Genomic DNA, 25,654 nt, shown 5'->3' with positions numbered 1-25,654 from the left:
CTTCTGCTCCCCGCAAGCAGCAAACCGATGGAGTTCGCCACACCCCATCCGCTAAACACCAAGCCATTCAACTCACGGGGCACTAAGGACTGCCGCCGAAATGGGCTGGGCGCCCGCCCGGCAGTGCGTTTGTCTTTCCTTTGGTGCAACGCGGGTCGGGGCGGCGACGTTCGCCCCTGTCAGGGAAAGGCCAAGGCTGTGCAAGACGTCACCCTAGTCCTTGTTCTATTGCTAGCCGTGGTGCTGAGCGGGGCCATCTCGCGTGCGCTGCCCTGGCCCATTCCCGTGCCCCTGGTGCAGATTGCCTTTGGCGCGGTGCTCAGCATCGGCACGCGGCAGGGGATCACGATCAATCCGGACGTGTTCTTCCTCCTCTTCCTGCCGCCATTGCTGTTTCTCGATGGTTGGCGCATTCCCAAGGAAGATCTGCTCAAGGACGCCTCCACCGTGCTGGAACTGGCCCTCGGGCTGGTGGTTTTTACTGTGGTGGGCATGGGCTTTTTCATCCATTGGCTGATCCCCGCCATGCCGCTGGCGGTGGCCTTTGCTCTGGCCGCCGTGCTGTCGCCCACCGACCCTATCGCCGTGTCCGCCATTGCCCAGCGCGTGCCGATCCCCAAGCGCCTGATGCACATCCTGGATGGCGAATCCCTCCTCAATGATGCATCGGGCCTGGTTTGCCTGCGCTTTGCCATTGCCGCGGCCCTCACTGGCACCTTCTCGCCTTATGATGCCGGGCTGACCTTCCTGTGGCTGGCGCTCGGGGGCATCGCCATCGGCGTGGGCGTGACCTGGCTCATCACCCGGCTCCAGGATCGGGTCTCGGGGCGCTGGGGTGAGGACACCGGCTCGAAGGTCTTGGTGAGCCTCCTCATCCCCTTTGCCGCCTATCTCGCCGCCGAACATATGCAGTGCTCGGGCATCCTTGCGGCGGTAGCGGCGGGGCTGACCATGAGCCTGCTCGAGGCGTCGGGGCGCACCCGCGCGACCACCCGCATTCGACGAAATGCCGTGTGGGACATGATCCAGTTCGCCGCCAATGGCGTGATTTTCGTGCTGCTGGGCGAGCAACTGCCCGGCATCGCCCGCGCCGCGCATGAAACCGTGGCTCTGACTGGCCATGCGGAAGTCTGGTGGCTCGCCATTTACATCGTGGCGATCAATGCCGGCCTCGCCGCCTTGCGCTTCGCCTGGGTCTGGGTATCGTTCCGGCTGACACTTTTTCGCGGGCCCGGGCCGCGCAAATCGCCCAACTGGCGTGTGGTCGCCGCCATGTCCTTCGCCGGCGTGCGCGGCGCCATTACCCTGGCGGGTATTCTGACCCTGCCGCTCACGACGCTGGATGGGGCGGCCTTTCCCGCCCGCGATCTGGCGATCTTGCTCGCCATGGGCGTCATCATCACCTCCCTGATCGTGGCCAGCCTCGGCTTGCCCATCCTGTTGCGCGATCTGGATGTCCCGGCCGAATCGGGTGCGCGGGCCCAGGAAGACGATGCGCGCAGTGCCGCGGCCGATGCCGCCCTGGCGGCCCTAAGCAAGGCGCTGGACCAGGTGCCCGAGGAGCGCAGCGACGCCCCGGTTTATGCGGCGGTCGGCAACCGGCTCGCCGAGCTCTACCAGCGCCGGCTCGATGGCCACTCGCAGCTGGAAGCGCTCGATATTTCGCGGAGCGAATATGAGCGGGTGGAAAAAGAGCTGGTTCTTGTCGCCTTGCGGGCCGAGCGCGCCGAAATCCGCCAGCGCCTGCGCACCGGCAAGCTCAAAAGCGAAATCGCGCGGCAACTCATTCGTGACCTCGACTTGGCCGAGATGCGTTACTCCCGCTAGGCTCCATCCATGAGCTCCGGCGGGTTCCCGGCATCTAGCTCAAATTGTCGTGCGGAAACGAACAAATCGGCTACCCCTCACGTTGAGGCTCGACAACGAACCCAAGGGAGACGGTGAATGGCGAAGCGGCGGGAAGTAATGGCGGGAATGGCGGCGTTGCCGCTGGTGGCATGGGCGGCAGGGGCGCTGGCTCCGGCTTTCGCTCAGGAAGCAGGCACGCTTGATGGCGATCGCCTGGCGACCTCGGGCGGCGATGTGATCATCCATCCCGTCAGCCATGCGAGCCTCGTGCTCGGCTATGACGACCAGGTGATTTATGTGGATCCCGTGGGCGGTGCCGAGCTTTACGCCGATCTGCCCCCACCAACCGCGGTGTTGATCACCCATGGCCATGGTGACCATTTCGACGTGCCCACCCTTGAAGCCATTGCAGGCGGCGGCATTCCGATCCTGACCACCCAGGAAGTGTTCGACAAGTTGCCCGAGGCGCTCAAGGCTAATGCCACAGCGCTGGCCAATGGCGACGAGGGCTCGCTCAACGGTCTGCCCGTGGCGGCCATCCCGGCCTACAACACCTCGCCCGACCGGCTGCAGTACCACCCGCAAGGCGTCGGCAACGGCTACCTTATCAAGTTTGGAGACGACATCGTGTATGTCGCCGGCGACACCGAGCCCACGCCCGAAATGCTGGCGCTCGAAAACGTCGCCGTCGCCTTCCTGCCGATGAACCTGCCCTATACCATGACGCCCGAGCAGGCCGCCGAGGCCGTTAACACCTTCAAGCCGGGCATTGTGTATCCCTATCACCACCGCGGCAGCGATCTGGATGCCTTTGAAGCGGCGGTGGGGGAAGGCGTCGAAGTGCGCCGGGCCAATTGGTATCCCGAAGGGGAAGAGGCGGCGTGAGGCCGCCCCGCAAGCCTTGACTCTGCCGTTATTTGCAATGATAAGCACAACCCGATGCGCGCCGGCTCAAACCGGTGCGCTGCTTTGGTTTGAAAACGCTGCTTAAGGCTCCCCGCCGGTTTGATCGCCGGCATGCATGAAGACCGCGACACCGGGTGTAACGCCCAGGGGAATAGTCGCGGCGCCGCAAAGCGCGACAACAGGGACCGGGATGTTTGACGCACCCGGTTGATGAATGACGTTCGCAGTGATCAAAACCGGTGGCAAGCAGTACAAAGTTGCCGCCAATGACGTATTGAAGATTGAAAAGCTCGATGCCGAAGCCGGCACCATCGTGACCTTTGACCAGGTGCTGATGGTTGATGGCGAAGTTGGCGCTCCGCTGGTGGAAGGCGCAATTGTTGCTGCCGAACTGCTGGAAACGCGCAAGCAGAAGACGGTCATCATCTTCAAGAAGAACCGTCGCCACAATTACCGTCGCCGCAACGGCCACCGCCAGCTGCTCTCGACCGTGCGCATCACCGAGATCCTGACCGGTGGCGCCCAGCCGAACCTGACAGCTCCGGCCCGTACCGAAACGGCAACACCCAGCGTGAGCGAAGCCGCACCGGCTGGCGAGCAGAACCAGGCTGGCATCCCGGCTGTCGAGACCTTTGAGGCCGAGGCCGCCGCGCCCGCCAAGAAGAGCTCGCGCAAGGCCGCCGCAGCCCCTGCTGCCGACGACGCCGCTGGCGAAACCGCAAAGCCGGCCCGCAAGACTGCGGCCAAAAAGGCCGCTCCCAAGGCCGATCAGGAATAAGGACCAAGCACCATGGCACACAAGAAAGCAGGCGGTTCATCCCGCAATGGTCGTGATACCGCCGGACGCCGTCTTGGCGTCAAGAAGTTTGGCGGCGAAGAAGTGATCGCCGGCAACATCATCATTCGTCAGCGCGGCACCAAGTGGCACCCCGGCACTGGTGTTGGCTTGGGCAAGGATCACACGATCTATGCTCTGGTTGACGGCAAGGTGGCCTTCCGCACCCGCGCCAAGTCGCAGGTGTTCGTGTCGGTCGAGCCGGCGCTGGCCGCCGAGTAAGAACCGGCCGTTTGCACGCAAGCTGCCGGGGGACAGGTCCCCTCGGCGCTGCCGCAACAGCTAAGCACAGGGGAACCGGTCCGCCGGTTCCCCTTTTTGCTTTTTCGGAGCCCAACATGGACAGCCCACGTCAGCGTCTTCCGGCGACCCTCGCCACCACCCGGCTGGTGCTGACCACGCCTGCGCTCGCGCATGTGCCCGCCATTGCAGAACTGGCCAACAACCCTCGCCTTCTTGCTGTGTCGACCCGCCTTCCCAATCCGTACGGGGAAAGCGACGCGGTCTTTTTTGTCGAGGAGCTTGCCCGTAGTGCTGAAGAATGGGCTTGGGCGATCGAGCTCGAGGGTCGGTTCATCGGCACGATCGGGCTGCATCTGCTGGACGGACAACCCCCCGCACTGGGGTATTGGCTGGGCGAGCCCTTCTGGGGACAAGGCTATGGCACGGAAGCGGCGCGGGCAGTGGTGCAGACCGCCCAGCAGGCCGGCTTTACCGCGCTGCGCTCCCGGGCTCTCGTCAGCAACAGCGCCTCACTCGCGGTGTTGCGCAAGGTCGGCTTTGTTAAACTGGGGCAGGCGTTCGAAGAAACGGGCACGCTCGTGGGTCAACCCGTCGTGCTCCTCGGCCAGGACTTGCCGCAATGATGCACGATCATTTTTCGGGCATGGCCCAATGACCCTTACCCTGCAAACCGCGCGCTTTACGCTGCGCCAGCCCGTGCCTGAAGATGCCGAGTTGATTGCGCGCTATCTCAACGATTTCGCGGTGTCAGGTAATCTCGCGCGGGTGCCATACCCGTATCGCGTCGGCGATGCCAAGGCGTGGCTGCGCACGCGCCGTCCGGTGATGCCGCTGGAGGACACCAATTTCTCCATCGACCTGCCCGAATTTGGTTTGGCGGGGCATGTGGGCTTTCATCTTGGCCCCAAAGGCCCCATTATAGGGTACTGGCTCGGACGCCCCTTTTGGGGGCAGGGCATCATGACCGAGGCAGTGCGGGCGAGCCTTGACTGGTTCTTTCCTGCGACCAACGCGCCGGTTGTGTATTCGGGCGTGTTTCATTTCAACGCGGCCTCGCTGGCGATCCAGCGCAAGCTCGGCTTTACCGAGATTGGCCGTTCCCGCCTCCTATGTCTTGCACGCAAGGCCGAGGTGGAGCATATCGACACTCAATTGACGCAGGGCGTCTGGAAGGCGCACAAGCCATGAAGTTTCTTGATCAAGCCAAGGTTTATGTTCGCTCGGGCGATGGTGGCGCGGGGGCCGTATCGTTTCTGCGCGAAAAGTTCGTTGAATTCGGCGGCCCCAATGGCGGCAATGGCGGGCGCGGCGGCGATGTGATCATCGAATGCGTCGACGGGCTCAACACCCTGATCGATTATCGCTACCAGCAGCACTTCAAGGCCAAGACCGGCACCCATGGCATGGGCAAGCAGCGCACCGGCGCCGATGGCGAGGATACGATCCTGCGCGTTCCCGTCGGTACGCAGATCTTTGAAGACGACAACGAAACCCTCATAGCTGACATGACCGAGGTCGGCCAGCGCGTCGTGCTGCTGTCGGGCGGTAATGGTGGCTTTGGTAATGCCCATTTCAAGACCTCGTCCAACCAGGCGCCCCGCCGCGCCAATCCGGGCCAGGAAGGCACGGAAAAGTGGATCTGGCTGCGCTTGAAGCTCATTGCCGATGCGGGTCTCGTGGGCTTGCCCAATGCCGGCAAGTCGACCTTCCTCGCCGCCGTCTCCGCCGCCAAGCCCAAGATCGCCGATTATCCCTTCACCACACTCCACCCCAATCTGGGCGTGGTCTCGATCGGTGAGCGCGATTTCGTTCTGGCCGATATTCCTGGCCTCATCGAAGGGGCCAGTGAAGGGGCGGGGATCGGTGACCGCTTCCTTGGCCATATCGAGCGCTGTGGCGTTCTGATCCACCTGATCGATGGCACCCAGGACGACATCAAGACCGCCTATACGACCATTCGCACCGAACTGGCCGCTTATGACGAACTGCTGGGGGACAAGCCCGAAATCGTCGTGCTCAACAAGGTCGATGCGATCGAGCCCGAAGACCTCAAGGAAAAGGTCAAGCTGTTGAAAAAGCTGAGCCAAGCCGAGGTGCTCCAGGTCTCGGGCGTGACGGGGCAGGGCGTCGACACCGTGCTTTATCGCGTCATCGGGGTGCTAGACGAAGAAAAAGCTGCCAAGGCGGAAGCCGCCCGGCGCAAGGCAGAACCCCATTGGGCCCCCTAAAATGACGGTGAGGAGGGCGCTGGTGTTTGCGAGTTGCTCCGGTAGCCCTCATGGTGAGGTGCGAGCCCCATGGCGAGCCTCGAGCCACGAGGGCGTCGCACGATGAACCCCCTTGCCCCCTTCAGGCGCCTCACCGTCAAGATCGGCTCGGCCCTCTTGGTCGACAAAACAGGCCAACTACGCTCGGAGTGGCTCGCGAGTCTCGCCGATGATCTCGCCGAGCTTAAATCTGCCGGCACCGAGATCGTCATCGTGTCCTCGGGCGCTATTGCCTTGGGGCGGGGCCTGCTGGGCCTCGAAGCGCCGGTTCTAACCCTCGAGCAATCCCAGGCCGCCGCCAGCGCCGGCCAGATCGCCCTGTCACAGGCCTGGGCCGAAGCGCTTGGGCGCCATGGCATCGTCACGGGGCAGATCCTGATCACCCCCAATATCACCGAAGAGCGGCGCTACTACCTCAATGCCCGCACCACGATCACCACTCTCCTGACCCTGGGCGCCGTGCCGATCATCAACGAAAACGACAGCGTGGCCACCGCCGAAATCCGCTATGGCGACAATGATCGCCTGTCGGCGCGCGTTGCCACCATGATCGAAGCCGAGTGCCTGGCGCTCCTATCGGATGTCGACGGGCTATACACCGCCCCGCCGGCCAAGGATCCGAGTGCTACCCATCTGCCGATCGTTCCCAGCATCACACCGGCCATCGAAGCCATGGCTGGGGGCGCCGCCAGCCACCTTTCGCGCGGCGGTATGACCACCAAGGTGGAAGCCGGCAGGATCGCGACCCAGGCGGGCACCGCTATGATCATCGCCAAGGGCACCGAGCCCCATCCGCTGCGCGCCCTTTCGCAAGGCGCGCGCCACACGCTTTTCGCCCCTGTGCAGAGCCGGGGCCAGGCGCGCAAGCGCTGGATCATGGGCACCTTGCATGTCGCGGGCACGCTCCAGGTGGATGCCGGTGCCGTGCGCGCGCTGCGCACCGGCCGCTCGCTGCTTCCTATTGGCGTGACTAAGATCAGCGGCAGCTTTGAGCGCGGCGATGCCATTGCCGTCACCGATCCCGCTGGCGTTGAGATCGCGCGCGGCCTTGCGGGGCTCGACAGCGACGAAGCCCGGCTGGTGATGGGCAAACGCAGCGACACCGTGGTGGAACTGCTCGGCATCGGCCACCGCGCCGAACTGGTGCATCGCGACAATCTCGTGCTGGTGGGCGCCAAGGAGGAAGCCGTCAATGAGCCTGGCTGAAGTTAAGGGCGACACCGCCGCCGTCATGGCCGAGCTCGGCCGCAATGCCCGCGCCGCCGCCCGGGTGCTGGCCAGCGCCACGCCTGCGCGAAAGCGCACCGCGCTCCACACCGCTGCCGGCGCCATCAACGCCCATCGCGCCAAGATCCTCAAGGCCAATGCCCGCGACATGGAAGCCGCCCAGGCCAAGGGCATTTCCAAGGCCTTTCTCGATCGTCTGCTGCTGACCGATGCGCGTATCGACGCCATGATCGAGGCCGTTCGCACCATTGCCGAGCTACCCGATCCCGTGGGCAGCGTCATTGCCGAATGGGACCGGCCCAATGGCCTGCATATCCAGCGCGTCCGCACCCCTTTGGGCGTGATTGGCGTCATCTTTGAATCGCGTCCCAATGTCACCGCCGATGCGGGCGCGCTCTGCCTCAAGGCCGGCAATGCCGTCATCCTGCGCGGTGGCTCGGACAGCTTTTACTCCTCCCAGGCGATCGTGGATTGCCTCCTCGACGGGCTGCACCTGGCCGGCCTGCCGGTCGAGGCGATCCAGCTCGTCCCCACCACCGACCGCGCTGCGGTGGGCGAGATGCTCGCGGGCCTTGAGGGCAATATCGATGTGATCGTGCCCCGCGGCGGCAAGACCCTCGTTGCCCGCGTGCAGGCGGAAGCCCGGGTGCCGGTATTTTCCCATCTCGAAGGGCTGGTGCACGTCTATATCGACCGCTCAGCCGATCTCGACAAGGCCGTTGCAATTACCCTCAACGCCAAGATGCGCCGCACCGGCATTTGCGGCGCCGCCGAAACGCTGCTCGTTCATCGCGACGTGGTTGACACCCATCTGCGCCCGATCATCGCTGCGCTGCAGGGCGCCGGCTGCGAAATCCGGGGCGACGCAACGGTTTGCGCCCTGATACCCGAGGCCAAGCCTGCTACCGAGAGCGATTGGCGCACCGAATACGAGGACGCCATCATCTCGGTTAAAGTGGTGGACAGCATCGAGGCGGCCATCGCCCATATCGAGCATTATTCCAGCCACCACACCGAGGCGATCATTGCCGAAGACCCAGAGGCGGTGGAGCTGTTCTTCAACAGCATCGATTCCGCCATCCTCATGCACAATGCCTCTACCCAGTTCGCCGACGGCGGCGAGTTCGGCTTTGGCGGCGAAATCGGCATCGCCACCGGCAAGATGCATGCCCGCGGCCCCGTCGGCGTCGAGCAACTCACGAGCTTTCAATACCGCGTCCGCGGCAACGGCCAGCTGCGGCCGTGAACTTTCTGATCTTGGCACCATCCTCGGAGCTTGTTGCTCCCCTTCCCCTTGAGGGGAGGGGCCGGGGGAGGGGGGCCATCAGTGATCCACTGCACCGCCCCCTCCCCAACCCTCCCCTCAAGGGGGAGGGAGCCCCAGGCCGATGGTGCGGTGTCGATTGACCCACCGACCGCCCCTCCGCATCGCCGGCGTCACCGAAATTCCGCCGTCCGCGCGCGGCATGCGCATTGGTTTGTTCGGCGGCAGCTTCAATCCCGTGCATGCCGGCCATCGTCTCGTGATGCAGCAGATGCTGGTGCGGCTGCGGCTCGATGCGCTTTGGGTGCTGGTCACCCCCGGCAATCCGCTCAAGAACCATGCTGAACTCGCGCCCCTCCGCGACCGGGTGGAAGCCGCCCGCCAGGTGCTGGCTCATCCGCGCGTCCGGGTCACCGGCTTTGAGGCGGCGCTCGGCTTTGCTTATTCCTGGCAGACCGTGCGCTTTTTGTCCCGAACCCTGCCGGATCGGCACTTCGTCTGGATCATGGGTGCCGACAATCTCGCCCAGTTCCATCGCTGGGAGCGCTGGACGGAAATTGCCGCCACCATGCCCATTGCCGTTTATGTGCGCCCCGGCGCCGATCGGGTGGCGCCAGCTTCGCGCGCTGCCCTTGCGCTGCAGCCCTTCCGCATTCCCGAAAGCCAGGCGGGCACCTTGGCCCTGCGCCCGCCACCGGCCTGGGTTTATTTGCATGGCAAGCAATCCACGCTTTCTTCCTCGCAATTGCGCGCGCGAGGGTGTGAAACGCCAAAATAAACACCCCACCTTGCACCCAGGGCTGCAAAAGCGCATATTAGGCCGGTGTGATATAGATCACCCAAGAACAGGAACGATTGCTTGTCGTTTGCAAAGACGCGTGCACATTCCGATCAACAACCAAGGATGCTGACCCAACGCATGACCCATGCCCTGCGAGCATGGGCGGGAGGCCATTGCTGATGGCCACGCTGCCCAATACCTTTTCCCCGTCCCAGACCACGCCGCCAACCGCGCCAACGCGCGCGTTGATCGATGTCGTGCTGGAATGCCTTGACGATGCCAAGGCCGAGGAAACCATCGCCGTCGATATCACCGGCAAGTCATCCCTGGCCGACCATATGGTGGTCACCTCGGGTCGCTCCCAACGCCATGTGGGCGCCGTGGCCGATCAGCTGGTTACCGCCTTGCGCGAAGCTGGCTATGGCAAGCCGCGCATCGAAGGCCTGCCCCATTGCGATTGGGTGCTGGTGGATGCTGGGGATGTGATCGTTCATATCTTCCGCCCCGAAGTGCGCGAGTTCTACAACATCGAGAAGATGTGGCAGGCCGATTTCGCGGCCGACGCTCACTAAGCCGGACCAATCCCGCTCATGCTGGCCGAGATCGCTCGGCCAGCCCAGTTCGGCTTGCCCGGGCGGTGCGTGGCTTTGCCGCGCAGCCGCCAGCGCTGGCCGAGCGAATTTCCATCACGCTGCCATTACCCCGCCTTGGTACTGGTCCATTGACCGCCCCAATGCCTCAATGGACTTCTCTATGCCTCGGCCACTTCCCCCGCTCGCTCCTTCGCATCTGCCCGCCTTGCCTGGCGGAATGGCCCCATGCGCGTGAGCATCGCCGCCGTGGGGCGGATGAAGGCGGGGCCTGAGCGCGAAATGGTCAGCCGTTATCTTGATCGCGCCGTCGGTAGCGGCAAGCCCCTGGCGCTGACGGGCTTTGACGTGACCGAGCTGACAGAATCCCGCGCATCAGCCGCCGCCACCCGCAAAGGCGAAGAAGCCCGCGCCCTCCGCGCCGCCATTCCCGCTGGCGTCGTGGTTGCGCTGGACGAGCGCGGCAAATCCATTGGCTCGGAAGCCTTTGCCGCCCTGGTCGGGCGCTGGCGCGATGAGGGCCGCCCCGCCGTCAGCTTTGTGGTGGGTGGCGCCGATGGCCTGGATCCTGATTTCGTCAAATCTGCCGATCTGGTGCTGAGCTTTTCGCCGCTGACCTGGCCGCATCAATTGGTGCGCATCATGCTGGCCGAGCAGCTTTATCGGGTCACCACCATCCTGTCGGGCCACCCCTATCACCGCGGCGACTGAGACCCGCATTCCTTAAGCAGTGTTAACCTGCGTTTTTTGTCGAGCTTGCTATGGTGCAGCCAAGTGATTCGCCCCAGGGGCAAGCGAGCTAGGAGAGTCAATGTCGGTTTCCTCCGGCGCGAGATGGGGTGTGGTGCTGGCAGTTGTTGCCGCAGCACTGGCCCCGGCCCCGTCGCTGCTGGCGCAGGGCCCGGCGCCCCAGGGCGAGCTTGCCCCGGCGCTGCCCACCGACGCCCCTCCGGCTGCCCCCACCGATATTGCGCCCGGCGCAGCCCCGCCGGTCCCCCCAGCTGCGCCCGACGGGGCCCTTCGTGCCGCGCCAACCACGCCGGAGCTGGGTGTTGATCCCGCCGCCGTGCCGCCGCCGCCTGCCGAGCTGCCTCCTGATCCGGTGACCACTCAGGCCGAACTCGCCAAGCTCGAAGCCTCGATCACCATGAGCAAGGAGCGCGCCGACGAGTTGCGCGCCGAAATCGCCGCCATGCAGGGGGATCGCACCCAGCAAAATGCCGCGCTCATCGCCGCAGCCCAGCGCGTCAAGCTGGCCGAAATCGAAGTGGCCGATATCGAGGAGCGCTTGTCGGGCCTGATTGTGCAGGAGCTCGAAGTGCGCGGCCGGCTCGATGGTGCCGATGCCGAAATGGCCAATGTGCTGGCGGCACTCGAACGCATCTCGCTCAACCCGCCGCCCGCGCTGATCGTCGATCCCGCCGATGCCCTGGGCTCCGCGCGATCGGCCATTCTCATCGCCGCGATCGTGCCCCAGTTGCGCGCCAAGGCCGACGCGGTCACCGCTGATCTGCAGGAACTCACCAAGATCAAGGAAGCGGCGCTCGCCGAAGAAGCGGCGCTGCGCGCCAATTATTCCGTGCTCGAAGAAGAGCAATTGCGCATCGCGACGCTGATTGCCGCGCGCAGCCAGGGCATTGCTGCTGTGTCGGCCGATCTTGAGGCGACCGAACAGGAAGCCATGGCGCTGGCCGCCCGCGCGACAACGCTACGCGAACTGATCGACCAGCTTTCGGCCCGCATCGAGGAAGGCCCGACACCACCCCAGGTCGAGGGAGAGGATGCGGTGCTGACTCCCGAAGCGGTCCAGACCGCGCTTGCCAACACGGCCCGCACCGAGCCGGCGGTGCCTTTTGCCAGTGCCAAGGGGTTCCTGACCTTGCCCGCCAACGGGGTCAAGGTCGTCGATTACGGGGCGGGCGACGGGTTTGGCGGCATCTCGCAGGGCGTTTCGCTGATGACGCGGGCCGAAGCGCAGGTGGTGGCGCCTGCCGATGGCTGGGTGCTCTATACCGGCCCCTACCTCAATTACGGCCAAATCGTCATTCTCAATAGCGGGCAGGGCTATACGATCCTCTTGGCAGGTTTGGAAACGGTGACCGTTTCCATTGGCCAGTTCGTCCTGATGGGCGAGCCGGTGGGCACAATGGGATCACGCACAATTGGACGAACGGTGACCACGAGTGCTGGCAACGCCCAGCCGACGCTTTATATTGAACTGCGACACAACAGCGAACCTCTCGATCCCACCGGCTGGTGGGCAAACCCGACACAAAGTGGATGAAACCCCCATGCGCCTTTCGACCTATCGCGCCGCTGCCCTGACGCTGGCGCTGCTGCTGCCTGCTTCGACGCTTCAGGCGCAGGAAACACCGGTGCCGCCTCCGGCCGAGCAAACGCCCGCGGCCCCGGCTGAAGAGGCTCCCGCTGTTCCCGCTCCCGATCAGTCGCCTGAGCAGGCGCCAGACGCCGAGCCTGCCCCCAGCGGGGAAGAGCCCGAGCCCACGCCGGAAGAGCAAAAGGCCGCGCCGCGCGATCCGCTCGAGGTTTATGCCGATCTCAATCTCTTCGGGGAGATCTTTGATCGCATCCGCTCTGAATATGTCGATGCCCCCGATGAGCAGGAGCTGATCCGCGCCGCCATTCAGGGCATGCTGACATCGCTTGATCCCCATTCGGGCTATCTGCCGCCAGCCGATTATGACGAGATGCGCGAGGATACCTCGGGCGAGTTCGGGGGTCTGGGCATCGAAGTCACCATGGAAGAAGACGTGATCAAGGTGGTGTCCCCCATCGATGATACGCCCGCGGCCCAGGCCGGCATCATGGCCAATGACCTTATTGTCCGTATCGATGGCACCGATGTTCAGGGCCTCAGCCTTGACGAAGCCGTGGGCAAGATGCGCGGCCCGATCGGCACCGCAACCAAGATCACCGTTGTGCGTGAAGGCATCGACGAGCCGCTCGAGTTCGAGTTGACCCGCGCCGTGATCGCTATGCGCGCCGTGCGCTGGTCGCTGGAAGGCGATATTGGCGTGGTGCGCCTGTCGCGCTTCTCCGAACAGGCCTTTGTCGGCATCGAAAATGCGGTCAAGGATATCTATGCCGAACGCGATGGCGTGGCGCCCAAGGGCATCATCCTTGACCTGCGCAACAACCCAGGTGGCCTCGTCGATCAGTCGGTTTATGTCGCCGACGCCTTCCTCAAGCAGGGTGCCGTGGTGATGACCCGTGGTCGCCTGCCACAGGAAAGCGCGCGCTACGACGCCAAGCCTGATCCGCTGGACGCCCAGATCGCCGATGTACCGCTTGTGGTGCTGATCAATGGCGGTTCGGCCTCGGCTTCCGAGATCGTGGCCGGTGCGCTGCAGGACCATAAGCGTGCAACCCTTGTGGGGACGCGCTCCTTCGGCAAGGGCTCGGTGCAGTCGATCATTTCGCTCGGGCCCGATGGCGCGATGCGGCTGACCACGGCTCGCTACTACACGCCCAATAACCGCTCCATCCAGGCGCTGGGCATCACCCCCGATATCGAAGTGCGCCAGGTAGTTCCCGAGGAACTGCAGGGCCGCGACGAGATCATTGGTGAAGCCGGCCTTGCTGGTCACATCACCGTCGAAGGCCAGGAAGAAACCACGGTCGGCTCCTCGGTCTATGTGCCCCAGGACAAGGCCGAGGATGCGCAACTGCAATTCGCGCTGCGCCTGATCAATGGCGAGGAAACCAACGAAGCCTATCCGCCGCGTGCCGAATAAACGTCAACTCGGGTGAATGGCGGGGCACCTGGCCCCGTCGCTTGCCGCCTCCCTTTCCATCCGGACCCTCCTAATGGCCAATGATCTCAGCACGCCGCTGACCGGCCGCAAGCGCCGCGCAGGAGCCGCAAGGCCCGGTTTTCCCGTGGCACGGGTGCTGTTTGGCGTGCTGCTGCTGGCGGCGGGAGGCATTGGCGCCCGGCTTTTGCTGGTTGATGATCCTGAGGGCGGTCGCCCCAGCCGCGAAGTGGCGATCACCAATACCCGCGCCGGCAACGACATCGCGAGTTCGGTCTCCCAGGGTCCAGTGACCATCACCGCCGATCCCGAACAATTCGCCGCCGGCGCTGCGCCCCCCGCCAGTCCAACACCCGCCACCGCCGCCGCGCCTGGTGCAGCCGGCGTGCTGCCCGATCTCAGCGAAGAAACCGCCGAAGGTCCGATCCCGCGCATTTCAGCGACCGGCCAAACCCCGTTCCAGGCCTATGCCCGCCCCGTCGACCGTGCGCTGGTGGGCGGCAAGCCCAGGATTGCGCTCGTGGTCACGGGCCTTGGCATCAACGAGCAGGGCTCGCTCCAGGCCATCGAGCAATTGCCCGACGAGGTCACCCTCGGTTTTGCTCCTTATGGCAAGACGCTGCAAAGCACCGTCGCCGCCGCCCGCGCTGCGGGCCATGAAGTGCTCCTTGAAATCCCGCTCGAGCCCTTTGACTTCCCCCAGAACGATCCGGGTCCCCACACCCTTCTCACCGGCGAAACCACCCAGTCCAACCTTGATCGCCTGTTCTGGCTGATGGCGCGCTTTGGTTGTTATGCCGGGGTGCTCAACAATATGGGCGCGCGCTTTACCGCCTCGGGCGCCGACTTCGCCCCCGTTGTCGAGGAACTGGGCGCGCGTGGCCTGGGCTATCTGGATGACGGCTCCTCCAATCGCTCACTCGCCCCCCAGTTGGCGGGCAGCAACAAGGTACCCTTTGCCCGCGCCGATCTCCTGGTCGACGCCAATCCCGCCCAGGCAGCCATTCTGTCAGCGCTGGGGAGCCTTGAAGCCAAAGCGGTAGAGAATGGTTCGGCAATTGGTATTGTAAGCGCCTTGCCGATTTCGGTTTCCACCATTGCCCAATGGGCCAGCGAACTGGAAAGCCGCGGTGTTGTGCTGGTGCCGGCCACGGCCCTGATGAAGTAGAGTTGTTCCATGTCCGAGCGTCCCACGCGCGAAAGCCTGCCCTATCGTGATTGCGTCGGCATCGCCGTCTTCAATGCGGAGGGCAATGTCTTTATCGGCCGTCGCAAGTTCGAGAACGACCCGGAAAAGTCCGCCGAACACGGCTCGCCCTGGCAAATGCCGCAGGGCGGGATCGATGCGGGCGAGGATCCGCTGCGCGCAGCGCTGCGCGAGCTGCATGAGGAAACCAATATCACGACGGTTAGCCTGCTCGCCGAAGCGCCCGAGTGGATCTATTACGATTTGCCCGATGAAGAACTCGGCGTCGCGCTCAAGGGCCGGTTCCGCGGCCAGCGCCAGCGCTGGTTCGCTTTTGCCTTTACCGGCAATGACAGCGAGATCGATGTGTTGACCCCCGGCGGTGGCAAGCATCCGGCCGAGTTCGACGAATGGCGCTGGGAGCAGTTATCGCGTCTGCCATCCCTGATCGTGCCGTTCAAGAAGGACGCCTATGACAAGGTCGTCGAGGCCTTTGCCGATATCCCGCAGCGCTTCACCCACAGCTAAACGGCAATGAAAACCATCGGCCTCATCGGCGGCATGAGCTGGGAATCCACCGCGCATTACTATGGGGCTCTCAACCGCGAAACGGCCCGGCTACGGGGCGGGCTGCATTCAGCGCCCATTCTCCTGCATTCCCTTGATTTTGCCCCCATTGCCCAGTTGCAGGCCGCAGGGGAGTGGGGCCGCGCTGGCGAGCTGTTGGCGCAAAGCGCCCGCGCGCTCGAAGGGGCAGGGGCCGAGCTGATTGGGCTGGCGACCAACACCATGCACCATGTCGCCGACGCCATCACCGCGGCCATCACTGTGCCCTTTATCCATATCGCCGATCCCACCGCCGATGCGCTGCAGGCGGACGGCATGGAGCGAGTAGGGCTCCTTGGCACCCGCTTCACCATGGAAATGCCGTTCTATCGCGAGCGGCTGGTAGCGCGGGGCCTTGAGGTGCTGGTGCCCGAGGTCGGGCGCACCAATCTGCACGGCATTATCTATGAAGAGCTGTGCCGGGGCATCGTGCGCGAGGAATCGCGCCGGGTTTACGTCTCGGCCATCGAGCTCTTGGCGGCGCGCGGCGCCGATGCGGTGATCCTGGGCTGCACCGAGATCAACATGCTGATCGATGACAGCACCAGCCCCTTGCCGGTCTATGACACGACCGAACTGCACGCCAAGGCGCTTGTTGCTGCGGCCCTGGCCGACTGAAGCGAAAAACGGACCCCAGGAAACAAAAAAGCCCGGCAGTGCCGGGCTTTGGTTTAGTTGGCGTGGGCGCCGTTGAGATAGGACGCTTCCTGCGCCAGGTTCAGCAAGCCGCTGACCACTTCCTGGGCGAAGCTGCGCTCCTCGGGAGTGTTGGCGGCAGCCAGGGTCTGCTCGGCGGTGCGGATGCGCGCCTGCAGGTCTTCCTGGCCCAGTTCGGCAAACGGCACCGATTCTTCGGCAAGGATGGTCAGCCCTTCGGGCGACACATCGGCAAAACCGCCGCGCACGAAGAACACAGCCGGCGCACCCGCATCACTGGTGACGGTGATGAAGCCCGTACGCAGGGTAGTCATGAACGGGGCATGGCCCGCCATCACAGTGAAATAGCCTTCGGTGCCGGGAACAGAAACGGCAGTCGCTTGCTGCGACAGCACCAGGCGTTCGGGCGAAACGATCTCGAGCTTGAGGCCTTCAGCCATGCCGGCAATCCTTTGGGCGGTCCGCGCCCGACTGGCCGGGCAGGAGGAGAAACAATGGTCCGGGCAGGGCGCCCGGACCGTTTAGCTTTAGGCGGCCTGTGCGGCCAGCTTCTGGGCCTTGGCCACAGCCATTTCGATGGTGCCGACCATGTAGAAGGCGGCTTCGGGCAGGTGGTCGTATTCGCCGTTCACCAGGCCCTTGAAGCCCTTGATGGTGTCTTCGAGCTGCACGAACACGCCAGGCGAGCCGGTGAACACTTCGGCCACGTCGAAAGGCTGGCTCATGAAGCGCTCGATCTTGCGGGCGCGCGCCACGGTGAGCTTGTCCTCTTCGGAAAGCTCGTCCATGCCAAGGATGGCGATGATATCCTGCAGCGCCTTGTACTTCTGCAGGATTTCCTGCACGCGGCGGGCGGTCTGGTAGTGCTCGTCACCCACCACATTGGGGTCAAGGATGCGCGAGTTGGATGCCAGCGGATCCACGGCCGGGTAGATACCCTTTTCCGAGATAGCGCGGTTCAGCACGGTCACGGCGTCGAAGTGGGCGAACGAGGTCGCGGGTGCCGGGTCAGTCAAGTCGTCGGCAGGCACATACACGGCCTGCACCGAGGTGATCGAGCCCTTGTTGGTCGTGGTGATGCGCTCCTGCATGGCACCCATATCGGTCGCCAGCGTCGGCTGATAACCCACGGCCGAAGGAATGCGGCCCAAGAGAGCCGACATTTCCGAGCCAGCCTGGGTGAAGCGGAAGATGTTGTCCACGAAGAACAGCACGTCCTGACCTTGGTCGCGGAAGTTCTCGGCGACGGTAAGGCCGGTCAGCGCCACGCGGGCACGCGCACCGGGGGGCTCGTTCATCTGGCCGAACACAAGGGCGCACTTGGAGCCAGCGGCAGTGCCACCGTTCTCATGGGGGTCCTTGTTCACGCCCGATTCGATCATTTCGTGGTAAAGGTCGTTGCCTTCGCGGGTGCGTTCACCGACGCCCGCAAACACCGAATAACCACCGTGTGCCTTGGCGACGTTGTTGATCAACTCCTGGATCAGCACGGTCTTGCCAACGCCGGCGCCGCCCATCAGGCCGATCTTGCCGCCGCGAGCATAAGGAGCGAGCAGGTCCACAACCTTGATGCCGGTGACCAGAACCTGTGATTCCGGGCTCTGCTCGGCAAAGCTCGGGGCTTCCTGGTGGATGCCGCGACGCTCGACTTCGCCGATCGGGCCGGCTTCGTCGATGGGCTCGCCGATCACGTTCATGATGCGGCCGAGGGTGGCTTCACCAACGGGAACCGAGATAGCCGAACCGGTATCGATCACCTGGGCGCCGCGCACGAGGCCTTCGGTGGTGTCCATGGCAATGGTGCGCACAGTGTTCTCGCCCAGGTGCTGGGCAACTTCGAGCACCAGGCGTGCACCGTTATTGGTGGTTTCCAGGGAATTCAGGATGGCGGGCAGATGCTCATCGAACGTGACGTCAACAACGGCACCGATGATTTGCGATACGCGACCGACCTTGGTGTCTGCCATTTGTTCGTCCTCGCTTGAAGGTTAGAGCGCTTCCGCGCCCGAAATGATTTCGATGAGTTCTTTGGTGATTTGCGCCTGGCGCTGGCGGTTGTAGCTCAGCTGCAGGGCGTTGATCATTTCACCGGCATTGCGGGTGGCATTGTCCATGGCGCTCATCTGCGCGCCGTAGAACGAGGCGCCGTTTTCCAGCAGCGCCCGGAAGATCTGCACCGAGATGTTGCGCGGCAGCAGGTCCTCGACAATCGCCTCTTCGTTGGGCTCGTATTCATAGATCACGCCGGGAGCGGCCAGCTGGCCTTCGGCGCCGGCCGGCGTTTCGAGCCGGGCGGGAATGATCTGGGTTGCGGTCGGCACCTGGCTGACCACCGAACCGAACTTGGCGTAGAACAGCGTTGCCACGTCGAACTCGCCGGCGGCAAACAGCGCCAGCACGTTCTGCGCGATCTGGTTGGCCTGGGCGAACCCGACCTGCTTGACCTCGCGGAAGCTGACCGTATCGATGATATGGTCAGGGAACTGGCGGCGCAGGATGTCATGGCCCTTGCGGCCCACCGTCAGGATCTTGACGGTCTTGCCTTCGCTCAGCAGCCGGTTGGCATGGTCGCGGGCAAGACGGGCGATGGAAGAGTTGAACCCGCCAGCGAGGCCACGTTCGCCCGTGGCCACGATCAGCAGATGGGTCTGGTCCCGGCCAGTGCCGGCCAGCAGCGGCGGGGCATTGGTTTGGCCCTCATAGACCGCGCCAAGGCTCGCTAGCACCCGACCCATGCGTTCGGCATAGGGGCGGGCGGCTTCGGCGGCGTCCTGGGCGCGGCGCAGCTTGGCCGCCGCCACCATTTGCATGGCCTTGGTGATCTTCTGGGTCGATTTGACCGAGTCGATCCGGTTCTTGAGGTCCTTTAACGACGGCATGGGCCAGTCAACTCCTTGCAGGCTTTAGGCCGCGTAGGTCTTCTTGATGTCATCGAGTGCCGACTTGAGCTTGGCGCGGGTGTCGTCGCTGAGCTGCTTTTCGGACGCGATGGTCGAGAGGATGCCCGAATACTTGCCGCGCATGGCGCCAAGCACGGTCTGCTCGAAATGGCCGACCTTGGAAACGGGGATGGAGTCGAGATAGCCATTGGCGCCGGCAAAGATCACCGCCACCTGCTCTTCGGTCTTGAGCGGGCTGAACTGGGGCTGCTTGAGCAGCTCGGTCAGGCGCGCACCGCGGTTCAGCAAACGCTGGGTCGAGGCATCGAGGTCCGAACCGAACTGGGCGAATGCCGCCATTTCGCGGTACTGCGACAGCTCACCCTTGAGCGAGCCGGCAACCTGCTTCATCGCCTTGATCTGGGCCGAACCGCCCACGCGGCTCACCGACAGACCAACGTTCACGGCCGGGCGGATACCCTGGAAGAACAAATTGGTCTCAAGGAAGATCTGGCCGTCGGTGATCGAGATCACGTTGGTCGGGATATAGGCCGACACGTCGTTGGCCTGGGTTTCGATCACGGGCAGTGCCGTCAGCGAGCCCGAACCATGCGATTCGTTCATCTTGGCGGCGCGCTCAAGCAGGCGGCTATGCAGGTAGAACACGTCGCCGGGGTAAGCTTCGCGCCCGGGCGGACGACGCAGCAGCAGCGACATCTGGCGGTAGGCAACGGCCTGCTTGGTCAGATCGTCATAGGCGATCACGGCATGCATGCCATTGTCGCGGAAGAACTCGCCGATCGCGCAACCGGTGAAGGGCGCGATGTACTGGAGCGGCGCGGGATCGGAAGCGGTTGCCGCGATCACGATGGAATAAGGCAGGGCGCCCGATTCTTCGAGCTGGCGCACGAACTGGGCCACGGTGGAGCGCTTCTGGCCCACGGCGACATAGATGCAGTACAGCTTTTCGCTCTCGGAAGCGCCGGCATCGTGCGCGGGCTTCTGGTTGAGGAAGGTGTCGAGGATGATCGCGGACTTGCCGGTCTGACGGTCGCCAATGATCAGCTCGCGCTGGCCACGGCCAACGGGGATCAGCGCGTCGATGGCCTTGAGGCCGGTCGACATCGGCTCATGCACCGACTTGCGCGGCAGGATGCCGGGAGCCTTGACGTCGACGCGGCGGCGCTCGGTGTATTCAATCGGGCCCTTGCCGTCGATCGGATTGCCCAGGCCGTCAACAACGCGACCCAGCAGGCCCTTGCCCACGGGGGTGTCCACGATGGCGCCGGTACGCTTGACGACGTCGCCTTCCTTGATCGAGCGGTCATTGCCGAAGATCACGACGCCGACATTGTCGGCTTCGAGGTTGAGCGCCATGCCCTTGATGCCGCCCGGGAACTCGACGAGCTCACCGGCCTGCACCTTGTCGAGGCCGTAAACGCGGGCAATACCGTCACCCACGGAAAGCACCTGCCCGACTTCGGAAACCTGGGCTTCCTGGCCGAAATTCTTGATCTGGTCCTTGAGGATCGCAGAAATTTCCGCGGCTTTGATGTCCATTTACCCGACCTCTTTCATGGCGATCTTCATCGCGGTCAATTTTGTCTTGAGCGAAGAATCGATCATCTGTGATCCGACCTTCACCTGAAGGCCGCCGATCAACGAGGGATCGACCGATTGATGGAGCGTGACGGTCTTGCCGATCCGGGCGCGCAACGTCTCGCTCAGGGCATTGGCCTGCTCATGGCTGAGCGGGGTTGCCGAAACCACATCCGCGGTAACTTCGCCGCGCGCGGCAGCTGCCAGTTCCCGGAAGATGGTGATGATGCCGTCCAGTGCGAACAAGCGGCCGTTCTTGGCGACCAGCCGCAGGAAATTGGCCAGCAGGGGGTTGACGGTGGCGCGGGCCAAAAGGGCGTTGAGCGCTTCTGCCTTGGTTTCAGCCGTGATCACCGGGGAACGCAGGAAGCGGGTAAAATCCTCGCTTTCGTTCATCAGCCGGGAAACGTCGGACAGTCCCGTCTCGACCGAAGCGAGCTGGTTCTCGCTCTGCGCCAGATCAAACAGAGCCGACGCGTATGGCCGGGCGATCTGGGTAAGCACTCCACTCTGCGCTGCCAATGCCGCATCACCCTCTTGGTTTACCCGTTCGCTCCGCCGCCTGTCCCGATGGGGAAAGCCGGACGGTGCCAAGGCTTGTTCTTGCTTGAAAAAGGAGCAATCTGCCTGCTCCCTGGAAGTCAGGCCCGCTCTAACATAAGCGGCGCGCGCCTTGCAAGGCTCCCCCTGGGGATTCCACGACGGCGAAAGTGTCGCAGGTATGGCAATTCCATCAGTGTGTCGCTTGGTCGCGGCTCTTTGTTTGGCCTATCGTTGTGACAGTTACATGAAGCTGACGGGATCGATATCCACCTGCACCCGCAAATTGCCGGTTGGGCGTTCGGCGCTTTGCAGCCAGAATCGCACATAGCCCGAGAGGTCGAACTCCTTGCTGCTTTGCACCAGCAGCCGCACGCGGTGGCGGCCGCGCACCATGGCGACCGGCGCATCTGCCGGTCCGAACAAGCGCACCCGCTCGGTCATGGGAGCCGCCGAGAGCAGGCGCCTGGCGAAGTTCATCGCAATGTCATGCTCGTTGGCTGAAACGATCAGCGCCGCCAGCCGCCCGAACGGGGGCAGGATGCCCGCTTCACGCGCCGCCAGTTCATGAGCGTAAAAGGCCTCGCGGTCGCCCGTCACCATCGCACGCATCACCGCATGATCGGGATGGTAGGTCTGAAGGAACGCCTTGCCAATTTGCGAGGCCCGCCCGGCGCGCCCCGCTACCTGCGTCAGGATCTGGAAGGTGCGCTCGGCCGCGCGCGGATCACCATGGGCAAGGCCCAGATCGGCATCGAGCACCCCCACCACCGATAGTTTGGGGAAGTGATGCCCCTTGGACACCAGCTGGGTGCCGATGATGAGGTCATATTCGCCGCGGGTGATCTCGCTGAACCGCTCGCGCAACTGGGCATTGGTGCCCATGTCCGACGAGAGGATCACCCGGCGCGCATCGGGAAAGCGGGCGGCGGCTTCCTCGGCAATGCGTTCGATGCCCGGCCCCACCGGCACCAGGGCATCGACATCGCCGCAGGCGGCACAGTTTTTTGGCGCCCGAATCTCATGGCCACAATGGTGGCACATCAACACGCCGCGGAACCGGTGTTCCACCAGCCAGGCCGAGCAATCGGGGCATTGATATTGGTGCCCGCAGGAGCGGCAAAGGGTCAGCGGCGCATAGCCGCGCCGGTTGAGGAACAACAGCGCCTGTTCGCCCCGGTCGAGCGCGGCAAATACTTCACGCGCCAGGGTCGGGGCGATCCACTGCCCTTTTTCGGGCCCGTCGAGGCGCATGTCGATGGCGGTGATATTGGGCAGGCTCGCCGCGGCATAGCGGGCCGTCAGCAGCACATGGGCATAGCGGCCGGCATTGGCGTTGTTGCGCGTTTCGACCGAGGGCGTGGCCGAAGACAGGATCACCCGGGCCTTGGCGAAGCGGGCGCGCACAATGGCCATGTCGCGCGCATGGTAGTTGACGCCGTCCGACTGCTTATAGGCGCCGTCATGCTCTTCATCGAGCACCAGCATGCCGAGTTCCCGGAACGGCAGGAAGAGGGCCGAGCGCGCCCCCACCACGGCACGCACCGTGCCATCGAGCACGCCGCGCCAGACCCGGGCGCGCTGCAGCGGCGTCATTTCTGAATGCCACTCGGCCGGACGGGTGCCAAAGCGCTTGGTGAAGCGATCAAGGAAGGTGTGGGTCAGCGCGATTTCGGGCAAGAGGATCAGTGCCTGCCGGCCCACGCGCAGCGTATCGGCCACCGCCTCGAAAAACACTTCCGTCTTGCCACCGCCGGTGACGCCATCAAGCAGCGCCACGCCGAACTCATGGGGATCAAGCGCCGTCACTTGCTCGAGCGCGGCTTGCTGCTCGGGATTGAGGCGCGCCACGCCCTCGTCCGGATCGGGCGGCAAGGCGACGGGCGGGGGCGGGATTTCGAGCTTTTCCAGCGCGCCGGCGCGTTCCAGCCCATCCAGCACCGATTGCGACACGCCGGCGGCCCCCAGTAGCGCGGCCCGGGGCAGGGGCATATCATCGGTCAGCGTATCGAGCACGCGTAGGCGGGCCGGGGTCAGTTTTTCCGGCTCATAGCCGGTGCGGCGATAAGCGATAACCGGGCGGGGCGGATCGAGCGCTTCGCTCGAGCGCAGGACCGCCCGCAGCACCTGTCCCGGCGGCGCCAGCGTATAGCGCGCCACCCAATCGACGAGCTTGAGCAGTTCTTCCGACAGCGGGGGCACGTCATAGCTTTGGGCAATCGCGCGCAGCCGATTATGGGCAATCGTATCCTTGGGCGGTCCCCAGACCACGCCCAGCGTCAGGCGCGGGCCCAGCGGCACCGCCACGATCGAGCCGCGTTCAACCCGCATGCCTGGCGGCACGCTATAGGAATAGGGGCCCTCAACGGCTACCCCCACCATCACCGCTACGATATCTGGATGCTCGGTCATTTGTGCTTGTTCTGTTCGCATCCGCTACATAGGAAGCGCAAGTGATTCTGCCAAAGCCGCTACCCTTTGCTAACGCCCGCAGGCTAGCTTGAAGCCATGACCGACACCGCTTTTGCCACCGATGAATTCGTGCGCCTGCAGCTCTCGCTCTGGCAGCGCGAGCTTGGCGCGGTGCGGCGGCTCGCCGAAAACACGCTCGAGGCCTATGGCCGCGATCTCGATCAGTTCCTGAGTTTTCTGGCCGGTCACACCGGCGGTCCGGTGACCCTCCTCACCCTTAGGGAGTTGCGGGCCGCCGATATCCGCGCCTTCATGGCGCAGCGCCGATCGGAAAGCCTGGGCTCGCGCTCGCTGGCACGGGTGCTTTCGGCCCTCAAATCCTTTTTTCGCTTCCTTGAGCGTGAAGGCGTGCTCACGACCGAAGCGCTTAACGTCATTCGTACGCCCAAGCAGCCGCGGGGCCTGCCCAAGGCGCTGACCGTGCCCGAAGCGCGCGATGCCATTGCCACCACCGGGCAAATGGAAGAGCGACCATGGGTCGCGGCACGCGACATGGCAGTGCTCTCGCTTTGCTATGGCGCGGGCCTGCGCATCTCGGAGGCGCTGGCGATCAAGTCCGGCGACCTCGAAGGGGAAGCGCTGCGCGTCACCGGCAAGGGCGGCAAGGTGCGCATGGTGCCCCTGATCGGACCGGTGCACAAAGCCATCGCGCTTTACCGCGAGCTTTGCCCGTTCAAGCTCTGGCCGGAGGATCAGCTGTTCCGGGGCGTCAAAGGCGGCGTGCTGTCACCCCGTTTGATCCAACTGCGGGTGGAACAATTGCGCGGCGCTCTTGGCTTGCCGCAATCGGCAACGCCCCACGCGCTACGCCATTCCTTTGCCACCCATCTCCTCAGCCGGGGCGGGGATCTGCGCGCCATCCAGGAGCTGCTGGGGCATGCCTCGCTTTCAACCACCCAGATCTATACGGCAGTCGATACCGATCGACTGCTGGAAAGCTATCGCAAGGCCCATCCACGCGGGTGATCCGCCTGTCGCTAGCCCGTTTATCGGCCGCGCGCATGCTGTGCGCCGGGCTCAACTCGCGCTAAGTTGCCGCGAGCACAAAGGAGAGATCAGTGAAAGCGATCAACAAGCCATTGCCGGCCATCGCCTGCGTCCTGGTGCTGATGGGCAGCACGCTCGGATCGGCCTTTGGCGACAAGCTCTCCAATTCCCTTGAGCCCGCGCCCAGCGCCGGCACCGCCGCTGATACCGGCGCTATCGACTGGGGCGACGATGCCGGCGAATGGGCCAATGATGGCGAGTGCGATGATCCGCGTTTCGAGGGCCAAGGCGTAGCCGTCGAACTGCTCGAGGCTGACCGGCTGCATGACGCCACCGATTGTCGTACGGCATTTGAAGCGGGGCGGATCACCTTGCGGCAGGGGAATGCGGCCAATCCACCCGCGGCGCCCGATTTTGGCGATAACACCAGCCAATGGGCCAATGACCACGAATGCGATGATCCGCGCTTTGAGGGTGCCGGTGTCGCGGACGAATTGCTCGAGGTCGACCGCATGCATGACGCGGCCGATTGCCGTGCCGCCTTTGAGGCCGGCACCATCACCCTGCGCGATCCCAATGCGCCCCCGCCGGTCACCCAGTTCGATTATGGCAGCGATACCAGCCGCTGGGCCAATGACGGGGAATGTGATGACCCGCGCTTTCGCGGCGAAGGGACGAGCAAGAAGCTCCTCTCCGAAGACATCCAGGCCGACGCCACCGATTGCCGGACGCTGGAGAGCGAGGGCAAGGTCGCCATCCGCGCCGTGTACCAGCCCAGCTACCAGGCCGGGGCACCCTATCCGACCGAGGGCATCGATTTTGGCGACAACACGTCCGAATACGCCAATGACGATGAATGCGACGACCCGCGCTTTGAAGGGCCGGGGGCGGCGCTGAACCGGTTCGAAGAACATGCCATGCATGACAGCGCCGATTGCAAGGCCGCGTTTGAAGCCGGCTCCGTGGCGCTGGTGGAGCCGAACTAGGTTCTTTC

General features: G+C 64.2%; 25 protein-coding genes. 19 read left to right on the top strand and 6 right to left on the bottom strand.

Annotated elements, in window-relative coordinates:
* The first annotated feature begins 198 nt into the window (after positions 1-198).
* From HRU92_RS11795 to HRU92_RS11715, 17 genes are all read left to right on the top strand, one after another.
* Positions 199-1,827 (top strand): Na+/H+ antiporter, encoded by a 1,629-nt coding sequence (locus HRU92_RS11795; protein WP_172124543.1) that lies wholly within the window; start codon positions 199-201, stop codon positions 1,825-1,827.
* A 117-nt stretch (positions 1,828-1,944) separates the two neighbouring features.
* Entirely contained in the window at positions 1,945-2,733 is a 789-nt protein-coding gene (locus tag HRU92_RS11790) for an MBL fold metallo-hydrolase (RefSeq protein ID WP_172124541.1), read from the top strand.
* Positions 2,734-2,968: 235 nt separating this feature from the next.
* Positions 2,969-3,532, top strand: coding sequence for a 50S ribosomal protein L21 (gene rplU / locus HRU92_RS11785; RefSeq protein WP_127754226.1), 564 nt, complete (start codon positions 2,969-2,971; stop codon positions 3,530-3,532).
* A gap of 12 nt (positions 3,533-3,544) precedes the next feature.
* The gene (gene rpmA, locus HRU92_RS11780) at positions 3,545-3,811 is read left to right on the top strand and encodes a 50S ribosomal protein L27 (RefSeq protein ID WP_127754225.1); all 267 of its coding nucleotides are present in this window, start codon (positions 3,545-3,547) and stop codon (positions 3,809-3,811) included.
* A 116-nt stretch (positions 3,812-3,927) separates the two neighbouring features.
* A complete protein-coding gene (locus tag HRU92_RS11775) occupies positions 3,928-4,455 on the top strand; it encodes a GNAT family N-acetyltransferase (protein WP_172124539.1) in 528 nt (175 codons plus the stop codon).
* Between the two features lie 28 nt (positions 4,456-4,483).
* Complete coding sequence (locus HRU92_RS11770) at positions 4,484-5,020, top strand: GNAT family N-acetyltransferase (protein ID WP_172124537.1); 537 nt, start codon at positions 4,484-4,486, stop codon at positions 5,018-5,020.
* Positions 5,017-6,060: a GTPase ObgE gene (obgE, locus tag HRU92_RS11765; RefSeq protein WP_172124535.1), complete on the top strand. Its 1,044-nt coding sequence runs from the start codon at positions 5,017-5,019 to the stop codon at positions 6,058-6,060. Before HRU92_RS11770 ends, obgE begins: the two co-directional genes overlap by 4 nt.
* A gap of 102 nt (positions 6,061-6,162) precedes the next feature.
* Complete coding sequence (gene proB / locus HRU92_RS11760; RefSeq protein WP_248307073.1) at positions 6,163-7,305, top strand: glutamate 5-kinase; 1,143 nt, start codon at positions 6,163-6,165, stop codon at positions 7,303-7,305.
* The gene (locus tag HRU92_RS11755; RefSeq protein ID WP_172124531.1) at positions 7,292-8,572 is read left to right on the top strand and encodes a glutamate-5-semialdehyde dehydrogenase; all 1,281 of its coding nucleotides are present in this window, start codon (positions 7,292-7,294) and stop codon (positions 8,570-8,572) included. The genes proB and HRU92_RS11755 overlap by 14 nt, the downstream gene beginning before the upstream one ends.
* A gap of 157 nt (positions 8,573-8,729) precedes the next feature.
* Positions 8,730-9,368 carry a nicotinate-nucleotide adenylyltransferase gene (locus tag HRU92_RS11750; RefSeq protein ID WP_349236721.1) on the top strand — a complete coding sequence of 213 codons (639 nt, stop codon included), beginning with the start codon at positions 8,730-8,732 and terminating at the stop codon, positions 9,366-9,368.
* 182 nt (positions 9,369-9,550) lie between these two features.
* Positions 9,551-9,943, top strand: a complete 393-nt coding sequence (gene rsfS / locus HRU92_RS11745; RefSeq protein ID WP_172124527.1) for a ribosome silencing factor — start codon at positions 9,551-9,553, stop codon at positions 9,941-9,943.
* 246 nt (positions 9,944-10,189) lie between these two features.
* Positions 10,190-10,672, top strand: a complete 483-nt coding sequence (gene rlmH, locus HRU92_RS11740) for a 23S rRNA (pseudouridine(1915)-N(3))-methyltransferase RlmH (protein ID WP_172124525.1) — start codon at positions 10,190-10,192, stop codon at positions 10,670-10,672.
* A 100-nt stretch (positions 10,673-10,772) separates the two neighbouring features.
* On the top strand, positions 10,773-12,245 hold the full coding sequence (locus tag HRU92_RS20760; RefSeq protein ID WP_172124523.1) for a peptidoglycan DD-metalloendopeptidase family protein: 1,473 nt from the start codon (positions 10,773-10,775) through the stop codon (positions 12,243-12,245).
* 7 nt (positions 12,246-12,252) lie between these two features.
* Positions 12,253-13,716 (top strand): S41 family peptidase, encoded by a 1,464-nt coding sequence (locus tag HRU92_RS11730; protein WP_172124521.1) that lies wholly within the window; start codon positions 12,253-12,255, stop codon positions 13,714-13,716.
* Positions 13,717-13,789: 73 nt separating this feature from the next.
* The gene (locus tag HRU92_RS11725; protein WP_172124519.1) at positions 13,790-14,902 is read left to right on the top strand and encodes a divergent polysaccharide deacetylase family protein; all 1,113 of its coding nucleotides are present in this window, start codon (positions 13,790-13,792) and stop codon (positions 14,900-14,902) included.
* A 9-nt stretch (positions 14,903-14,911) separates the two neighbouring features.
* Positions 14,912-15,448, top strand: coding sequence for an RNA pyrophosphohydrolase (locus HRU92_RS11720; RefSeq protein WP_172124517.1), 537 nt, complete (start codon positions 14,912-14,914; stop codon positions 15,446-15,448).
* Positions 15,449-15,454: 6 nt separating this feature from the next.
* Positions 15,455-16,144, top strand: coding sequence for an aspartate/glutamate racemase family protein (locus HRU92_RS11715; protein ID WP_172124515.1), 690 nt, complete (start codon positions 15,455-15,457; stop codon positions 16,142-16,144).
* Between the two features lie 53 nt (positions 16,145-16,197).
* On the opposite strand, the gene HRU92_RS11710 is transcribed toward HRU92_RS11715, so the two are convergent.
* From HRU92_RS11710 to HRU92_RS11685, 6 genes are all read right to left on the bottom strand, one after another.
* On the bottom strand, positions 16,198-16,623 hold the full coding sequence (locus tag HRU92_RS11710; RefSeq protein ID WP_172124513.1) for a F0F1 ATP synthase subunit epsilon: 426 nt from the start codon (positions 16,621-16,623) through the stop codon (positions 16,198-16,200).
* Between the two features lie 87 nt (positions 16,624-16,710).
* The gene (atpD, locus tag HRU92_RS11705; RefSeq protein WP_127754211.1) at positions 16,711-18,150 is read right to left on the bottom strand and encodes a F0F1 ATP synthase subunit beta; all 1,440 of its coding nucleotides are present in this window, start codon (positions 18,148-18,150) and stop codon (positions 16,711-16,713) included.
* 21 nt (positions 18,151-18,171) lie between these two features.
* On the bottom strand, positions 18,172-19,062 hold the full coding sequence (locus HRU92_RS11700) for a F0F1 ATP synthase subunit gamma (RefSeq protein ID WP_172124511.1): 891 nt from the start codon (positions 19,060-19,062) through the stop codon (positions 18,172-18,174).
* A 24-nt stretch (positions 19,063-19,086) separates the two neighbouring features.
* Positions 19,087-20,622: a F0F1 ATP synthase subunit alpha gene (gene atpA, locus HRU92_RS11695; RefSeq protein WP_172124509.1), complete on the bottom strand. Its 1,536-nt coding sequence runs from the start codon at positions 20,620-20,622 to the stop codon at positions 19,087-19,089.
* Positions 20,623-21,183, bottom strand: a complete 561-nt coding sequence (locus tag HRU92_RS11690; protein WP_172124507.1) for a F0F1 ATP synthase subunit delta — start codon at positions 21,181-21,183, stop codon at positions 20,623-20,625.
* A 261-nt stretch (positions 21,184-21,444) separates the two neighbouring features.
* Entirely contained in the window at positions 21,445-23,613 is a 2,169-nt protein-coding gene (locus tag HRU92_RS11685) for a primosomal protein N' (RefSeq protein ID WP_173088189.1), read from the bottom strand.
* A gap of 96 nt (positions 23,614-23,709) precedes the next feature.
* Here HRU92_RS11685 and HRU92_RS11680 point away from each other — a divergent pair, with 96 nt between their 5' ends.
* Positions 23,710-24,639 (top strand): tyrosine recombinase XerC, encoded by a 930-nt coding sequence (locus tag HRU92_RS11680; RefSeq protein ID WP_172124503.1) that lies wholly within the window; start codon positions 23,710-23,712, stop codon positions 24,637-24,639.
* Positions 24,640-24,731: 92 nt separating this feature from the next.
* Positions 24,732-25,646 carry a hypothetical protein gene (locus HRU92_RS11675; RefSeq protein WP_172124501.1) on the top strand — a complete coding sequence of 305 codons (915 nt, stop codon included), beginning with the start codon at positions 24,732-24,734 and terminating at the stop codon, positions 25,644-25,646.
* The last annotated feature ends 8 nt before the right edge of the window (positions 25,647-25,654 follow it).

The organism is Devosia sp. 1635, from assembly GCF_013185955.1.
Classification (GTDB): Bacteria; Pseudomonadota; Alphaproteobacteria; order Rhizobiales; family Devosiaceae; genus Devosia.
Note: the sequence above shows the minus strand (reverse complement) of the source record. Positions and strands in the feature narration are given on the sequence as shown.

What these genes read in the sequence shown, in the direction of transcription:
- HRU92_RS11725 (WP_172124519.1), top strand. Translation starts at nt 13,790, where the DNA reads ATGGCCAATGATCTCAGCACGCCGCTGACCGGCCGCAAGCGCCGCGCA.
- rpmA (WP_127754225.1), top strand. Translation starts at nt 3,545, where the DNA reads ATGGCACACAAGAAAGCAGGCGGTTCATCCCGCAATGGTCGTGATACC.
- HRU92_RS11790 (WP_172124541.1), top strand. Translation starts at nt 1,945, where the DNA reads ATGGCGAAGCGGCGGGAAGTAATGGCGGGAATGGCGGCGTTGCCGCTG.
- atpD (WP_127754211.1), bottom strand. Translation starts at nt 18,150, where the DNA reads ATGGCAGACACCAAGGTCGGTCGCGTATCGCAAATCATCGGTGCCGTT.
- HRU92_RS11775 (WP_172124539.1), top strand. Translation starts at nt 3,928, where the DNA reads ATGGACAGCCCACGTCAGCGTCTTCCGGCGACCCTCGCCACCACCCGG.
- proB (WP_248307073.1), top strand. Translation starts at nt 6,163, where the DNA reads ATGAACCCCCTTGCCCCCTTCAGGCGCCTCACCGTCAAGATCGGCTCG.
- rsfS (WP_172124527.1), top strand. Translation starts at nt 9,551, where the DNA reads ATGGCCACGCTGCCCAATACCTTTTCCCCGTCCCAGACCACGCCGCCA.
- rplU (WP_127754226.1), top strand. Translation starts at nt 2,969, where the DNA reads ATGACGTTCGCAGTGATCAAAACCGGTGGCAAGCAGTACAAAGTTGCC.
- obgE (WP_172124535.1), top strand. Translation starts at nt 5,017, where the DNA reads ATGAAGTTTCTTGATCAAGCCAAGGTTTATGTTCGCTCGGGCGATGGT.
- HRU92_RS11755 (WP_172124531.1), top strand. Translation starts at nt 7,292, where the DNA reads ATGAGCCTGGCTGAAGTTAAGGGCGACACCGCCGCCGTCATGGCCGAG.
- HRU92_RS20760 (WP_172124523.1), top strand. Translation starts at nt 10,773, where the DNA reads ATGTCGGTTTCCTCCGGCGCGAGATGGGGTGTGGTGCTGGCAGTTGTT.
- HRU92_RS11700 (WP_172124511.1), bottom strand. Translation starts at nt 19,062, where the DNA reads ATGCCGTCGTTAAAGGACCTCAAGAACCGGATCGACTCGGTCAAATCG.
- rlmH (WP_172124525.1), top strand. Translation starts at nt 10,190, where the DNA reads ATGCGCGTGAGCATCGCCGCCGTGGGGCGGATGAAGGCGGGGCCTGAG.
- HRU92_RS11710 (WP_172124513.1), bottom strand. Translation starts at nt 16,623, where the DNA reads ATGGCTGAAGGCCTCAAGCTCGAGATCGTTTCGCCCGAACGCCTGGTG.
- HRU92_RS11715 (WP_172124515.1), top strand. Translation starts at nt 15,455, where the DNA reads ATGAAAACCATCGGCCTCATCGGCGGCATGAGCTGGGAATCCACCGCG.
- HRU92_RS11720 (WP_172124517.1), top strand. Translation starts at nt 14,912, where the DNA reads ATGTCCGAGCGTCCCACGCGCGAAAGCCTGCCCTATCGTGATTGCGTC.
- HRU92_RS11770 (WP_172124537.1), top strand. Translation starts at nt 4,484, where the DNA reads ATGACCCTTACCCTGCAAACCGCGCGCTTTACGCTGCGCCAGCCCGTG.
- HRU92_RS11680 (WP_172124503.1), top strand. Translation starts at nt 23,710, where the DNA reads ATGACCGACACCGCTTTTGCCACCGATGAATTCGTGCGCCTGCAGCTC.
- HRU92_RS11685 (WP_173088189.1), bottom strand. Translation starts at nt 23,613, where the DNA reads ATGACCGAGCATCCAGATATCGTAGCGGTGATGGTGGGGGTAGCCGTT.
- atpA (WP_172124509.1), bottom strand. Translation starts at nt 20,622, where the DNA reads ATGGACATCAAAGCCGCGGAAATTTCTGCGATCCTCAAGGACCAGATC.
- HRU92_RS11730 (WP_172124521.1), top strand. Translation starts at nt 12,253, where the DNA reads ATGCGCCTTTCGACCTATCGCGCCGCTGCCCTGACGCTGGCGCTGCTG.